The organism is Endothiovibrio diazotrophicus (assembly GCF_054657215.1).
Genome location: NZ_BAAHXB010000048.1, coordinates 1 through 16,410, shown reverse-complemented (window position 1 = coordinate 16,410; position 16,410 = coordinate 1). Strand labels below are relative to the sequence as shown.

General features: G+C 71.1%; 7 protein-coding genes. All 7 read left to right on the top strand.

Features of this window, described 5'->3' with window-relative positions; translation table 11 throughout:
- Window positions 1–7: 7 nt before the first annotated feature.
- A complete protein-coding gene (locus ACYQ2W_RS13150) occupies window positions 8–2,191 on the top strand; it encodes a hypothetical protein (protein ID WP_459867701.1) in 2,184 nt (727 codons plus the stop codon).
- A 1-nt stretch (window position 2,192) separates the two neighbouring features.
- A complete protein-coding gene (locus tag ACYQ2W_RS13145) occupies window positions 2,193–6,278 on the top strand; it encodes a hypothetical protein (RefSeq protein WP_459867698.1) in 4,086 nt (1,361 codons plus the stop codon).
- On the top strand, window positions 6,275–10,111 hold the full coding sequence (locus tag ACYQ2W_RS13140) for a lactonase family protein (protein ID WP_459867695.1): 3,837 nt from the start codon (window positions 6,275–6,277) through the stop codon (window positions 10,109–10,111). The genes ACYQ2W_RS13145 and ACYQ2W_RS13140 overlap by 4 nt, the downstream gene beginning before the upstream one ends.
- A gap of 148 nt (window positions 10,112–10,259) precedes the next feature.
- A complete protein-coding gene (locus tag ACYQ2W_RS13135; RefSeq protein WP_459867692.1) occupies window positions 10,260–10,868 on the top strand; it encodes a response regulator in 609 nt (202 codons plus the stop codon).
- Window positions 10,868–12,694: an ATP-binding response regulator gene (locus ACYQ2W_RS13130; protein ID WP_459867689.1), complete on the top strand. Its 1,827-nt coding sequence runs from the start codon at window positions 10,868–10,870 to the stop codon at window positions 12,692–12,694. The genes ACYQ2W_RS13135 and ACYQ2W_RS13130 overlap by 1 nt, the downstream gene beginning before the upstream one ends.
- On the top strand, window positions 12,691–13,491 hold the full coding sequence (locus ACYQ2W_RS13125) for an ATPase (protein ID WP_459867686.1): 801 nt from the start codon (window positions 12,691–12,693) through the stop codon (window positions 13,489–13,491). The genes ACYQ2W_RS13130 and ACYQ2W_RS13125 overlap by 4 nt, the downstream gene beginning before the upstream one ends.
- Before the next feature lie 81 nt (window positions 13,492–13,572).
- A partial coding sequence (locus ACYQ2W_RS13120) for a CHAT domain-containing protein (RefSeq protein WP_459867683.1) occupies window positions 13,573–16,410 on the top strand: 2,838 nt, incomplete at its 3' end.

The following is a 16,410-nucleotide window of genomic DNA, read 5'->3' as shown; positions in this document are numbered from 1 at the left end:
GACAACCATGAGCAGCGCAGCGACCGCCACCCACGTAACCTTCTCCCAACGACAGGCGAGCGCCCTGCCCGCCGGCAGCTACACCGTCGAGGTCGCCCAGACCGTCAATCAACTGCCCGGCAGCTTCGGCGCCAGCCTGCGCTTCGCCGTCGCCGCGCCCCGTTTCACCCTGCCGGGCGATACGGTGCATTCGACCTACCCGCCGGCGCTGGGCAGCGGCCCCTACTCCAACGTGCTGCCCCAGGTGGTGCTCAACACCCGCAGCCTGCCCTGGGCGCGCGAGGCCGGGGCGGGCAACCGCACCGCGCCGTGGCTGGCCGTGCTCACCATCGACCCGACCGAGTACAGCGCGCCGAGCGTGATGACGGTCCAGGACCTGGTGGCGCCGGACCAGACCCTCACCGGCGACGGCGTGGCCACCCCGGTGAACGGCACCCTGCCCGCGGGCTACCTCTCCTATCCGGACCTGAACCCGCTGGGCTATGGCGAGACCCCATCCGATCCGTGCCGCGTGGTCGACCTGCCCCTCGCCCTCTTCACCGGCATCGTGCCGTCGCTCGACGACCTCGGCTATCTCGCCCATCTCCGGCAGAGCGCCACCACCGATTCGCCGGACGCCACCGCGGAGAGCGCGAGCTATGCGGTGATCGCGGGAAACCGGGTGCCGCTGACCGGCGTCGAGAGCCACGCCCTGCTGGTGTCGCTGGAGGGGCTCGCCGACTACCTGCCGGACGACGCGGGGAACGCCTCTGCCGCCATCCCCTCCGGCACCGACCACGTCCGCCTGGTGGTGCTCCACGAGTGGAGCTTCTTCAACACCGGCGAGGGTCAGGCGGTGGTCGATCTGCTGGCGAACCTGAACGCCGATCCCGCCTCCGGCATCTCCAGCCTGCGCCTGCCGCCCGCCTCCGCCGCGACGCCCAACCCCTCCGCCGCGGCCATGACCACCGCGTTCGGCGACCTGCAAACCGGCAGCCTGAGCGAGACCGACGCCGACGCGCTGGTGCAGAACGCCTTCGCCATGGGCTACGTGCCGATGGACCAGCGATTCGACAACGGCGACCAATCGGTCGGCTGGTATCGCGGCCCGCTGGCACCGACGGCGGTCAACCGGAGCGTCGCCGTGCCCGCCGCCGCAGCCGACAGCCTGCTCTATTACGACCCGCTGAGCGGCATGTTCGACGTCTCCTGCGCCGCCGCCTGGCAACTGGGCCAACTGCTGGCGCTGCAATCCAGGCACTACGCCGCGCAGCTCTATCGCTGGAAGGCGGGGCAGAGCCAAAGCCGCATCGACCAGGCCGAACAGCAACAACTCGCCGCCGCGCTGGCGGGCTCATCCGCCTTCTCCCCGCTGCTGACGACGCGCCAAGGCCGCGTGGAGAGCCAGGGCGCGATCGCCGTGCCGCAACCGGTCGTCGACTTCATCGCCGACCTGCGGCTGCTGGCCGGTCTCCCCTTCGCCTATCTGGTACCGAGCGATCAAATGCTACCGCCGGAATCGCTGCGCTGGTTCCAGCTCGACGACGGCTGGGTCGATGCGCTGGTCGACGGCGCCTTCAGCATCGGCCGCGCCATGCCCGGAGGCGCCACCGACGGCGAGGCGCAGCGGATCGCGGCCCTCGCCGACGCGGTCACCGCCGCGATGCGGGGCAAGCGCGCCAACCCCCGGCCGGACGCCGCGACCGACACCACCTCATCGAGCGGGAGTGTCGCCCTCTCCGGCTTCCTGTTGCGCTCGCGGCTGGTCGCCGACCTGCCGGGATTGCAGGTGAAGATCTACGACTCCGCGGCACAGACCACGCAACTGCCGATCCTGCGCTTCACCGCCCTCTCCGCCGACGTCGCCCTCTGTCTGGTGGAGGGGATCGCCGGCTACCTGACCGTCAGCGAGCCTCCGGAGGCGCTGCATTGCGGCGTGGAGGGCGGCCCCGGCGCCTTCATCACCACCCTGCGTCAACCCCCCGGCGCCGGGAGCGACGACGCCGGCCGGCAGCTCGGCACCTCCGCCCCCCTCACCACGCGCGGCGACGGACGGACCCTGGCGGTGGCCACCTCGGCGGCGACCATCGCGCGGCAGCTCGGCGCGGCGGGCGCCGCCGTCCCCACCTTCACCTCGGCCGAGTGGGCGCTGCAGACCGTACAGGGGGCCGCGCAGTACCACTTCGACCTGACCGGCAACGGGAACCCGTGACATGACGACGACGACCCCACCGCCCTCCTCGCGCATCGTGGTCCCGGTGCATCTCGCCGCCTTCTGCATCGGCACCCCGGACCTGGAGCACACCGGCGACTGGTTCGCCGGCGCGATGACCGACTACCGCACGCCGCGCCAGGGCGCCGAGCAGGCGCTGATCGGGCAGAACGTGGTCCGTCCGCTGGACGAGGCGCCGCTGCAGCCCCTCGAACAGGGGATCCACCTGCACTGGAAGCTGCCCGGGGCGATGACCACCGGCTCGCTCGGCAGCGACGGGTCGATGACCTTTCCCGCCGTCCCCAACCGCTGGCTGGTCACCCGGCTGGTGATCGACGGAGGGCAGGTCACACCGACCAGCTGGGTCGTCATCAGCGACTACCTCTCCACCAGCCAAGGCGACGGCCAGAGCCTGCTCACCCTGCCGGTGCAGGACGACAACCAACAGCTGGCGCCCGCCTATGCAGGCCTCTGCGTGCCCCTCGCCACCTATCGGGCCGCGGACTACGCCGAGGTCGCCGCCGACTTCCAGAGCCAGACCGGTTCGCCGCTGACCGCGGTGGCCAGCGGCGAACCGGCCTTCGCGGCGTTCTACCCCAACTGCCGCAACCTCTTCGGCTTCCACGACAGCCTCGACGACCTGGAGGGCGCCGCCACCGTCAGCTACGTGGTCAGCGGCTGGTATTCGGAGCCGGACCAGGACATCGCCCACGGCTACGACTCGGCCGCCGCGCTGGAGGAGGCGCTGGGCTGGCAGGTGAGCGGCGAGCTGACCACCCCGGTCACCCTCTGCTACGGCGTATGCCAGGGGATCCCGTGGAACCCCGCGACCCGCTACCTGGCGGATGAGGAGGGACCGACGCCCCCCGCCATCGCCGCCGGGCTGGGCATCGGCAACACCAGCGCCGAGGCGCTGTCGGCCTACTACGCCGGCAAATTCGACAACGGCGACGGCGGCTTCCAGCAGCTCTTCACCGCGCTGCAGTACGGCCTGCTCGACACCCTCGCGCAACCCACCGGCGGGCAGTTGGCGAACCTCTATCTGGAGCTGCTGGCCAGCCAGTTCGCCACCACCGAGGCCACCTCGCTCTACGCCATCTACGACACCACCGAATCCCCGGCGGCCCCGGTCGCCGGCGGGACGCTGCCCGCCCCCCTCGCCGATGGCCTCAACCGCCTCAATCAGGCCATCGAAACCGCCGCCCGCAGCGCCGCCTATGTCGAGGCGTACCGGTGGCAGCTGTTCGCCGACTGGTGCCACCTCGTCGAGGCGAGCGGGAACGACCAGGCCGGCGCCGAGGAGCTGACCCGGGCGCGCTACGAGGCCCTCCAGGGGCTGCTCACCGCCAATACCCAACTGACGAACGCCGCCGCCACGCAGCAGAGCGCACTGGAGGCGCAACTGCCCGCCTCGCTGACCCTGCGGCCGGTCCCCGGACCGCTCATCGCCAAGCCCGCGGAACTCAACGTGGTCCTCGATTTCGCCGCCGGCAGCGTCGCCACCCGCCCCCCCGGCGCCTCGACCGCCGCCGGACTGCCGCTGCTGCCCTGCCGGCTGTCGAGCGAGCTGGTGAGCCAGTTGCAGATCGACACCACCACGCTGAAGGCGACGCAATACGCCGTGGCCGCCGCCGGCGTCACCTCCGCGCTGCTGTATGGCGACACTTCGGCCGCGCTGATCGAGGAGGCGTGTCTGTTCAACGGCACCCTCGGCGCGGCGCACAGCGGTCAGGCCGCCGACCAGGTCACCGCGGCGCTGGCCGACTACCTCGCCGGCCAGGCCGATGCGGCGCAGGGCGTCACCATCGGCGAGGTCACCGGAGCCGCGCCGGCCGAGGTCGCCATATCGTGGTGGAACGACAACGCGGCGGAGCCGCTGCTGGTCGCCTACACCGTCTCCTTCCTGCCGATGTTCGACACCCTGGAAGAGGGTGCGCCGATGGACTACGGCGCGGATTTCATCACCGGCGCCTTCACCATCGACCCCGCCCAACCCGCCTTCCTCAGCGGCAGCGCCGGACCGCCCCCCGCCTCCGCCGACTCGTTCACCCAACAGGCCAGCGGCTTCGCCCCCGCCTCGTCCTGCGCGGCGCAACAGCTCGAGGCGCAGCTCACCGCCTATCTGGCCGCCAACCCCGACGAGACCCTGCAGGAGATCTGCAACGACCTGGCGAAAAACAGCGTCTTCACCCTGCCGCTCGCCGGCCTCTCGGCGTTCTGGCTGACGCGCAGACAGGCGCTGCAGCTGCCGATCGAGGTCGCCGCCGACTCGCCCTATGCCAATCTGACCGCGCAGGTCGCCGCCGCGATCGGCAGCGGCCTCACCGTCGCCCCCGCGGTCAACGGCGACTTCAACCCGCTGCGCGCCGGCTGGCTGAGCCCGCAACTGACCCTGGTGGACCGCTTCGGCGGCAGACACCCCATCGATTTCAGCGAGGCCTACGTCTCGGCGGCCACCTCGCCCCCCGCCCCCCTCGGCGACACGCTGCCCACCCTCCAGCTCCCCCCCCGCCTCGTCCAGGGCGGACAGCTCGCCTTCCGCTGGGTCGGCAACACCCCCGCGGCACTCGCCCAGGCGACCGGGCAACCGGCCAGCTCGCCGATCTGCGGCTGGCTCCTCGCCGACCACCTGCAGGAGGGGTTCTTCCTCTACCAGGCCGACGGCATGCCGCTGGGCTCGCTGACCCTGAACGGCGACGGCAGCGCGCTCCTGTGGCAGAGCGCCCCCGGCGACAACCGCACCATCGGCCAGGACCTCGCCACCGTGATGGCCACCGCCCACCCGCAGCTCGCCGAGCTGGCACAGGGGCTGGCGGGCAACGGCGTCGACTACTTCCGGCAGTGCTGGTCGGCGCTCACCGCGACCTACGGCGCGCTGCCCCCCAACCCGGACCCGGGCGCCGGCTACGCCTGGCTGATCGGCCGCCCGGTGGCGCTGACGCAGATCGAACTCGCCCTCCACCTCGACGGCATGCAGGCGCTCAACCAGAGCTTCGACCTCTACTCCGCGAGCGACATCGTCACCACCGGCAACGGTGTCGTCGGGGTCCAATTCCCGGTGGTGCTGGGCGGCGGCGGGGTGATTCCGGACGGGGTGCTCGGCTATTTTCTCGGCGACGCCACGGCGGGCGGCTTCGACTTCGGCACGTTCTACAGCTCCGGCGCGCAGTCGACCGGCTCCGGGGTAGAGACGCCGACGCAGGCGACCATCACCCTCACCGCGCAACCCGGCTTCGATCCCGACGCGCCCTTCACCCCGCCGCAGTTCGGCAACGGCCGCGTGCGCGCCGCGGTACTGTGCGCCCCCCACCTGCCGCTGCACGCCAGCACCGGCATCCTGCCGACCGCCGAACTCGCCCTGCCGCAGGGGCAGGTCGCCGACGCGCTGGCCAACATGGAGCTGTGGCTGCGCGCCTCGCCGCTGCTCCGCGGCCAGGCGTTGCGCCTGCCGGTGCCGCGCATGGCCGGCTACGGCCTCTCCTTCGTCGAGCCCGCCACCGGCGACGGCCGTTGGCAGGTGACGACCCAACTGGAGGTGCCCACCGGCGGTGCGCTGTGGGGCTACAGCCCGCAATCGATCGTCGGCGGCTGGCTGCGCTTCAACCGCCAGGTGCTGAGCTGCACCCTGGGCAACGCCTCCGGCGGGGCGACGCTCACCGGCGGCAGCGTCAACAACGGCCTGAGCGTGACCCTGAGCAACGACACCCCGGTGCCGCTGACCTTCACCCCGGGCACCGCCCCGCCCCTCGGCGGCACGCCGAGCGGGAGCGTCTTCTACCTGCAGTTCGGCGCCGCCGTCGCCACCGCCGACGTCGCCGCGATCACCCTCGCCAACCCGGCGTGGCGCTTCACCGCGCTCAGCGACGCGAGCCACGGCGCCTACTGGGCGGCGACCCCCGCCGGCGCCGCGGTCACCCTCGCCCCCGGCGCCACGCTGACCCTTGAGGTCGGCAATCTGACGGTCGCCCCGGCGCTCACCTCGACCGTGCTGACGCTCAGCTACGCCGGGCTCGCGCAGACCCCGAACGGCGTCTTCCAGCAGACCGTTGCGATCCAACCGCCCACCTCCCAGGAGCCCACCCGATGAGCGGACCCGACAGCCTCTTCAGTGACTTCAGCGTCACCAGCATCTCGTTCGTGCTGAACAACGGCGACACCCCCGGCACGGTCTACCGCGGCGGCTCGATGACCCTCAACCGATTGTCGCTGGTGATGACGGTGAACAGCCCACTGACCTTCACGCCGGGCACCCCATGCCCCCCCGCATCGGTGGGCGCGGAAGGCGGGACGTTGCTCTACATCGACTTCAAACCGCTCGGCCTGAGCGCCGCCCAGTTCGCCGCGCTCAAGGTCACCGCGCCCGGTTGGCAGGCCCAGCAGGTCGCCAGCCACGACGATCCCGACGCCCAACCGCTCTGCCTGACCCCGACCGCCACGCAGTCGCTCACCAGCGGCGGCAGCGTCACCTTTGCGATCTCCGGCTTCGCCACCGGGATGGCAGCGACGGGCAGCAACCCGGTGCAGCTTGACGTCGAGATCTATCACGTCGCCGGTTTCGCCGTGGGCATCGACGCGCAGCTGGCGACCTTCCAGGTCAACGTGTCGCCGCCGCCCTCGCCCGGCCTGAAGAGCCTCGCCAAGGCCATCACCCTGACCCCCACACCGGGCTTTATCGTCACCTCCGGCGGCGGCACCGAGCTCTCCAACAGCGTGATCTTCACCCTCGCCGGCCAACCGGGCATCGCCGTGCCGAAGGCCACCGACAAGACCTGCATCCAAGTGCAGTTCTTCTACGCGGACGCCTCTCCGGGCAACGGCGCGTTGACCAGCGCGACCTGCGCCAGCGCCATCCAGCTCTCCCTGCCGCCCAAATGGAAATTCACCTTCAATCCGTCTTCGGCGAATCCCACCTGGGACCTGATTCCACCGTCCGGCGAACCCATTGTGCACAGCGGCAAGGACAGCGCGGTGAGCTTCACCTTCAGCGGGATCGTCTCCACCCTCGCCCCGGGTGCGACCCCCGTCTTCTTCCACGTCACCGGGATCGACGGCTATCAGGACACGGTGCTGAGCACGGTCATCAACAAGATCCCCTGTGCCGTCATCGACTACTTCATGATCCAGCCGGGCTTCCTCGACGCCACCGCCGCGACGACCCCGGTGACGCTCAGCTGGAGCACGCGCAACGCCCAGAGCGTCGTGTTGCAGACGCCCGACGGCTACAAAACCGTCGGCGCCAGCGGGGCCCTGCAGCTGACCGCAAACCGGCCGTACGACTACAACCTGACGGCGCGGGGCGAACTGGACGCACAGAACGAGGCGTTCGCCTCCGCCGCGCTCAGCGCCTCACCGCAGGTCACCGCCTTCACCGTCACCCCGGCGCGCATCTGCCAGACCGACTTCCCGCGGCAGGTGAGCGTGAGCTGGAGCGCCACCGGCTGCTCCTCGGTGAAGATCATCGGCGCGGATGGGAACGTCTACCTGGATGGCGGAGAGGCGAGCGGCTCGACCACGCTGACCCTGAGCGGACCGCAACTGCTGACGCTACAACCGGATACGGCAACCCAGCCGTGGCAATCCAAAAAATGCCTGGTGGCCGCCTTCGCGCCGAAATACCAGCGCATCACGCAACAGTTCGTGAACGGGTTCAGCAACAGCTACACCCTCTCCATCACCGGCGAGGGCGACACCGGCAATCCGCTGATCACCCTCACGCCGCTGCCGTTCCCGAGCAGCACACCCGCCGCCGCAGAGGTCACCCGCGGCATCCTCTGCAGCCCGACGGAACCGGTGGCGCTGCTCTACACGCAGAACCGCTACGCGAGTGGCACCGCCGCGGGGAGCGCGGTGAACTTCCGCATCTTCGATCTGTATAGCGGGACGCTGTACGCCTATATCGAGGTGGAGGATCTGAGCGAGGCAGCATTCTGCTTCGGCAACAACGGTCAGGATCTGCTGGTCTACGGCTGTTCGAGCGACCCGATCATCCTCCCGCAGATCGTCACCCTGGCCTGCACGGAAACGGCACAGGGCGGCCGCAGCTATGCACTGACCGCTCCCCCCTCCTATTCGCCGGGGGTCAGCAACGGCGACATCATCTCGGTCTTCTACCTCCTCGCCGACCGCACGCCTGGCGTCGTCAATCAACACAGCGGCGGCGTCTATGCAGGCAGCCACCGCACGCAGCCGCCAGGCTATCCGCCGGGTGTCCTCGTGTCGCACTGCACCCCAAGCGGAGGTGAATCGGTAGACTTCCCGCTCCCCATCACGTGTACCTACTCGTTTTCGCTCTCCGCCAACGGGGATAAGATCTACTGGACCCGCTACGACCGGCCCCAGCTCGGAATCCTGCAGTTCGAACCCATCGACAATCAAGACGAACCCTCTTGGTCATACTCGCTCCCCCCCGGCACCCTGCTCCCGCTGGTCAGCGCCGACGACGAGGTCTTCATCGGTGTGCAGACCCTCGGCGATGGCGGGGGGAGCAACGTCGTCACCCTCGCCGCCGCGGCGTTGCCGAGTGACCAGCAGACCCCCGTCCTCCAGGACGACCTGGCCGTCGCCTCCGGCGTGACCATCGGCGACCTGGCACAGTGCTGTCTGATCCCCTTCAACACCGACAGTCGCTATTTCGCCCTGCTGGATAACAGCTCGGGGGCGAGCATCCTGACCACCGAGGGCCACGCCACGCCGGCCACCGCGTCGTTCGGCGGCGAGGCGTCCGCGGACGCCGACTGGACGATGGGCAATCGGTTCACCAACTCCCTCAACGGGGCGGCCGTCTCGCCGGACGATTCGATGATCGTCCAGGTCACCGCCAACGCGGATCAATACAACCTGATCTACAACGACCTCTACCGGATCAAGGACACCCCGCTGGCGATCGGCTCCGCGGCGACCGATCTGGTGGTCGCCCCCGACGGCACCCGGGTGTTCTGCTGGAGCAGCGCCGCGACCGGTGAAGGGGGGTACCTCCTCGACCTGCCGACTTCGCCAACGGCGTCCACCCGCGTCACCCCCGTGTTTGCCGGGGAGACGGTCTCGACGGCCTGCTTCTCACCGGACGCCTCGGCGCTGTGGGCCGGCGGCGGCGGTGTCGCGCGGTACGACCTGACGTCGGGCGACAGCCAAACGCTGCCCCTGCCCACGCTGACGAAATTCCCCAACCGCCAAGCGGTCGCCATCGCCACCGACAGCCAGGGAGAACACGCCTTCGTCCTGGTCCACGACGGGAAGGGCCAATTCAGCCTGCTGGTCGTCATGACGACCTGCACCGGGCTGGCGCTGCAATCGAGCACGGTGGTCTTCACCGACGGCGCGACCGGGGAGGCGTTCCTCTGCGCGGCCCCGAACGGCAACCACCTCTACGTCACCGACGGCGCCAACCGGCAGGTGTGGCGCTTCACCCTCGACCAGACGCCCTCCTATCAGCTCGGCGCCACGCCGCTCCCGCTGGGCGGCGGCGGCAGCGTCCTCTCCCAGGCGATGAGCGAGGACGGGGGCCAGCTCTATCTGCTGAGCACGGCCACCGACGGCTACCAGTTGCTGACCGTCGACCTGGAGGCCTTCGCGATCTCCGCCACACCGGGTTCGTCGCTCTTCCCCGCAGGCGCCAACCTCTGCGGGCTGGGTGCCATGACCCTCTCGCCGGACGGCGCCTTCCTGTTGTGTCTCGGCCGGACCACCACCACCGGAACGGAGACCGGCGCCCCCCCGGCCGACGGTCTGGTCGTCTTCATCGATACCGCGACCGGCCGGCCGACGCGCTATCTCGACTGGTCGCAGGCCGCCACGGCCCGGGGCGACGTCGCGATCACCCCCGACGGCACGACCATCCTGGTTGCGGACGGCTCGGACACCCTGCAACAGGCGCTCCTCGTGGAACCACCAAAGGCCGCCAACGCCCCGGCGCCCGCTTGACAGCTTCCGGAGGGGCCGCGTAGGTTGCCGATCCATCGGGGCGGCGCGCGCGCCGCATCGAACCGCGCGGCGGGAGCGGTCGCGAATTCGCCCCGCTCTCCCCCGCCCCGTCCCCTACCGAAGACAGACGATCACATGGATGTCGGCGATGAAACCCTATGGCATTCTCCTGATCGACGACCACACCCTGTTCCGCACCGGGCTGCGTATGGTCCTGGAGAGCGCGATGGCGGACGTGGAGATCGCCGAGGCGGCCTCGCCGGCGGAGATCCCCGAGCAGGAGGGCGGACCCGAGCTGATCCTCCTGGATATCCAACTGCCGGAGCTGAACGGTCTCGACGCGATGGACTCGCTGAGGGAGCGCTGGCCCGAGGCGGCGATCGTCGTGCTCTCCGCCTTCCAGTGCAGCAACAACATCCAGCTCGCCCGCCAGCGCGGCGCCCGCGCCTTCCTCTCCAAGAGCGACACCGGCGCCGACATCGTTGCGGTAATCGAGGACATCCGCCGCGGGCGCGCCGTTGCCGTGCCGCCGCTCGCCGACGAGCGGGAGATGCCGCAGCAGCCGCGGCTGACCGCACGGCAGTGTGAGGTGCTCGACCTGATGGCCCGCGGACACCCCAACAAGGTGATCGCCCGCGAACTCCAACTCTCCGAGAACACCGTGCGCTGGCACGTACAGGCGCTGCTCGGCATCCTCGGCGCCGGCAGCCGCACCGAAGCGGTATTCATCGGCCGCAGCAGCGGGCTGATCGGCTAGTGGAGGCGGAGACGGGGGCGGCGGAGGAGCGCATCCGGGTCGAGCAGCTGAAGCTGGCCCTGCGCAACATCATCCACTCCGCCGCCCCGCCGCCGTTCGTGGTGATCCTCACCACGCTGACCCTCTATCACGATGGCGACCCGCCGGCACTGCTGATCTGGGGCGCGGTGACGATCCTCTCCGGCCTGCTCCACACCTACCTCGCCTGGCGGCGGCTCGCCGCGGGCATCGAGGCGGCGCGAAGCCGATCGGTGCAGGCGGGGCTGATCGCCACCACCACCGCGTTGGCCGCCAGTTGGGCCGCCTGGCCGTGGGTCGCGCTGGTCGCCCACGACACCGTCAACGAGGTGGTGATCATCACCGTCCTCACCGGGGTCGCCGCCTATTCGGTGGCGACGCTCGCCGCGGTCTATCCCGCGGTGGTAGCGTTCGTGGTGGTCGAACTCGGCGGCCTGATCGGCAAGCTGATCAGCCTCGACGAGGGCGGCTTCCCGATCATGGGTGTGTTCGCCGCGCTCTACCTGCTCGGCCTGCTCGGCATCGCCCGCAGCGGCGCCGGCGCGGCGCGCGCCGGGATCATGCTGCGCTTCGAAAACCTCGCCCTGGTCGAGCGGCTGGAGGAGGAGAAGCGCCACGCCGAACGGGCCCACCGGGAGGCGGAGCGGGCCAACCGGGCGAAATCCAGGTTCCTGGCGGCGGCCAGTCACGACCTGCGCCAGCCGATCCACGCCCAGGGGCTGTTCATGGACGTGCTCGGCAACAGCGGCCTCACCCCGGCGCAGGGGGAGCTGCTCGACCACCTGCGGGGGGCCTGGCAGGCCTCCCTCGAGATGCTCGACACCCTGCTCGACTTCTCGCGCATCGAGGCCGGCACGGTCCTGGTGCAGCCGCACCCCTTCCCGCTGCAACCGCTGCTCGCCAAGCTGGAGCGCGAGTTCGGCCCGCAGGCCGACCACGAGGGGCTGGTCTACCGCTCGCGGGACAGCGCCCTGGCGGTCGACTCCGACCCGGTGCTGGTGGAGCTGATCCTGCGCAACCTGCTCGCCAACGCCATCCGCTACAGCCGGCGGGGCGGCGTGCTGATCGGCTGCCGCCGGCGCGGCGGGCGGGCGGTGATCGAGGTGTGGGACACCGGCATCGGCATCGCCCGCGAGCAGCACGAGGAGATCTTCCAGGCCTTCTCCCAGATCGGCAACCGCGAGCGGGACCGGCGCAACGGCCTCGGCCTCGGACTGGCGATCGTCCGCGGTCTGGCCGAGGCGCTGGGGGCGCCGCTGTCGCTCGCCTCGCGTAGCGGACGCGGCAGCGTGTTCCGCCTGGCCGTGCCGCTGGCCCGCGCGGAACGGATCGAGCCGGTCGCCGGGGTGGAGGCGCCGGAGCGGCGCGCGCTCGGCCTGCGGGTGTTGATCATCGACGACGACGAGACGATCCGCACGGGCATGGTGAAGCTGCTGGCGTCGTGGGGCTGCCGCTGCCGGGCGGTGGAGGCGGCCGCACCGGCGCGGCAGGCGGCGGAGATCTTGCGGCCGGAGCTGGTGATCAGCGACCTCCGCCTGCCGGCGGGGCAGAGCGGGTTCCAGGCGATCGCCGCGGTACGCGCTGCGCTCGGACGGCCGCGCCTGCCGGCCCTGCTGGTCACCGGCGACACCTCCCCCGAGCGACTGCGCGAGGCGGCGGCCAACGAGATCCCGCTGGTACACAAGCCGATCCTCGCCGAGCAGCTCTATCGGCATATCATGGCGCTCCTCGACGGCGGGGGCGGAAACGATCCCGCACCACCTTCGCCGCCGGCGAGCGCCTACGCCCGAAAAAGTGAAGCGACATGAACCCGACCCCACCCCGCATCGTGATCCTCGCCGGCCCCAACGGCGCCGGCAAGTCCACCTCCGCCCCGCGCATCCTGCGCGACGCCCTCGGCGTCGACGAATTCGTCAACGCCGACGTCATCGCCCAAGGCCTCTCCGGCCTCCACCCCGAGCGGGTGGCGATGGAGGCCGGCCGGATCATGCTCAAGCGGATCAAGGCACTGGCCGCCGCCCGCCGCAGCTTCGCCTTCGAGACCACGCTCTCCACCCGCTCCTTCGCGCCGTGGCTCGCCGGGTTGGAGGAGGGGGGTTACCACCTCCACCTCAACTATGTCTGGGTCCCGGCGCCCGAACTCTCCATTGCCCGCGTCGCTGAACGGGTCCGCCAGGGCGGACACCACGTCCCCCCCGACATCATTCGAAGGCGTTACCGGAAAAGTCTCGACAACTTCTTCCACCTCTACCGCCCATTGGCAACCCACTGGGTCTTCTACGATAATTCACGCAACCGGGACCTCCGCCCCGTCGCCATCGGCAGCGGCCGAACCACCCGCGAGATCCTCGACCCCGACACCTGGAACCGAGTCATGCCCCAGCAACCCGCCGCCCGGGAAGAGCCCGCCCGCTACCGCACCGAGTTCGACCGCGAGGTCGAGGCGATCACCCGCGCCGGCAACGAGGCGATCCACGAGGCCCTCTGGCAACACTGCCACGCCGGCAACCCGGTCGCCGTCTGGGAAAACGAACAGGTGGTCTGGATCCAGCCCGACGAACTGCGCGAATTCCTGGAGAACAACCCCCTCCCACCCAAGCCGTAGCACCGCACACCGAACACCCGCCTCCTTCCCATCCCCCGCGCAATGCCCTAACGTGACGGCCAAACGACAAGGAGGCCGCCCGTGACCGACCCGCGCACCCGCATCCATTTCCGCAACGACGAACTTCTCTTCACCTGCCCTCACACCGGTATCGACGAGCGGCGCCCCCTCGACGAGGGCGACCGCGACCGCCTCCAGGGCTGGATCGACGACTACGCCGCCGCCCGCGCCGCGCCGGAGGAACAACAGACATCGCACCTGTTGACCCTCGGCGGAGCGCTGTTCCGGTGGCTCGACGGCGCCGAGGGTTGGCTGCGGCGAGCCAAGGCGGGCGTCACGCCCCCGTGGCTGGTGGAGTTCGAATGCGCCGTCCGCGACGAGGCGGCGGCGCCGTTCCGCGACGCCCCGTGGGAGCTGCTCGCCGACGGCGACGGCTTCCTCGCCGCCGACGCCACCCTGCGCTACACCCCGCTACGCCGCCTCGGCCGCCCCGCCGCACCGCTTCCCCCCTCCCACCACCGCCTCTCGCTGCTGTTCATGGCCGCCGCCCCCGAAGCCGACGGGGTGGCGGTACTGGACTTCGAACGGGAAGAGGCGGCGATCCTCGACGCCACCGGCGACCTCGGCCTCGATCTCACCGTGGAGGAGAGCGGCTGCCTGCCGCTCCTGGGGGAGGCCATCGCCCGCGAGGTGCCGGCGGAGGCGCCCCTCGGCGTCCTCCACCTCTCCTGCCACGGCACCCACGCCGCCAAACCCGCCCTGCTGCTGGAGGACGACGAGGGGCTCCCCGCCCTCGCCGAGGGCCACGCCCTGCTCCACGAGTTCGGCACCCACCCGCCCCGCCTGCTTTTCCTCTCCGCCTGCCATACCGCCGAGGGGGATGGTTGGATCGTCGCCCCCCTCTCCGCCCACCTGCTGGCCGGCGGCATCCCCGCGGTGCTCGGCTGGAGCGGCCCGGTGGGGGACCACCAGGCGATCCTGTTCGCCCAGACCCTCTACCGACAGCTCGCCCGCAAGGCCCCCCTGGAGCGCGCCCTGGCCGACGCCCGCCACCACCTGCTCGCCCCCGGCGACGACCGCGAGCCCGCCCGCGACTGGCACCTGGCGCGGCTCTTCCTCGGCCCGAGAGGGGGCGGCCCGCTCACCGTCGGAGAGCGCTCCCGCCACCGCAAGGGCGACGAACTGGGCCACAAGGAGTTCCTCGATACCAAGGGGGCCCGGGTGCCGGTGGCCGGGCGGCGCGAGTTCGTCGGTCGCCGCCGGCCGCTGCAACGGGCGATCCGCGCCCTGCGCCGCGGCGACAAGGCGGGGCTGCTGATCCACGGCATGGGGCGCCAGGGCAAATCGAGCCTGGCGGCGCGCATCGCCAACCGGCTGGCCCAGGAGTGGACCCTCAGCGTGGTGTTCGGTCGCTACGACGCCCCGGCGGTGCTGGAGGCGATCCGTAGCGCGGTCGGCGGCGAAGAGGTGGAACGGATCGTCCGCGACTACCGCACGGCTGTGGCGGAGGACCCCACCGCCCTGGAGCCGGCGCTGCGCCAGCTCCTCGAAGGCCCCTGCCGCGAGCGGATCGTCGACGAGCACGGCCGCACCACCCACCGCCCCCTGCTGCTGGCGGTGGACGACCTGGAGCGCATCCTGCTCCCCCGCGAGGGGGGCCTGCACACCATCGACCCCGACTACATCCCGGTGCTACGCGCCCTGCTGCGCGCCTTCCGCCAAGCCGACAGCGACTCCCGGCTGCTCCTCACCAGCCGCTACACCTTCACCCTCCCCGACGACGGGGCGGAGCTGGCCGACGTCCTCCTCCCCCTGCCGCTGGCGCCGATGGACGCCACCGAAGGGCGCAAGCAGGTGACCCAGAAACTGGCCACCCTCCCGGCGGAGGAGGCGGCACGTTTCGACCCCCGGCGCACCGCCCGCTGCATCGCCGCGGCCCACGGCAACCCCGGCCTCCAGGACCGCCTCTTCACCCTCGCGGTGGAGAACCCCTCCGCCTGCGACCGGGCCCTGGACGCCATGGAGGCCTACCTCGCCACCGGCAAGGCACCCGAGGAGCAACAGACCCGCGACTTCCTCGACAATCTGGTGCTGGAGCAGTTGGTGGGCCTGCTCACCCCCGGCGAACGGGAGCTGCTGCGCCTCTCCACCCGGTTCCAGGTCCCGCTGCCCAAGGGCGTCCTGGGCCGGCTCGCCGAGGCGCGGGGGGCGACGTTGGCGGCGGCCGAACGCATCGCGGCCTTCGGCCTCTGGAACCTCTTCCCCGTCCCCGGCCGGCCCAATACCCAAGAGGCCGCGATCAATGAACTGGTCCGCCCGTTGGCGGGCGAGGTCACCGAAGAGGAGGAGAGGGAGACCGCCCAAACCGTGCTCGCCCCCCTCTTCCGCGCATGGGGCGGCACGGACGGCGCCCGCCGCCCCCGCCAGGAGCTGGAACTCGCCCGCCTCGCCCTGACCGCTGAAAACCCCACCGTCGCCGCAACCTGCGCGGTCCCCGCCCTGGCGTGGCTGAACGAACAATGGCAGCCAAAAGACGCGGGCGAACTGGCGGACGGCCTGTTCCGCCTCTTCGAATCCCACCCCGACGCCCCCTCCCTCGATCTGCTGCGCCACATGGGGGAGCGGCTGAGCGCCATCGGCGAAAACGGCGCCGCCCGCCGCTGCTACGCCCGGGCCCTGGAACGGCTGGCCGACGCCGCCCCCGCCCACCCGCCCCTCCCCCCGATCCAGCACGCCGCCCTGCTCCGTGCCCACGCCCGCCTGCTCCACTCGGACGGGGAGCTGGAGCAGGCCCACCAGACACTCGTGCAGGCCATCGATCTGCTGGATGAAGAGGAACACCTGCACCCTCGTACGGTTCTGCTGGGGCAGATTGCCGACATCCTCCAAGCTCGCGGACAGCTCGACGACGCGCTCAAC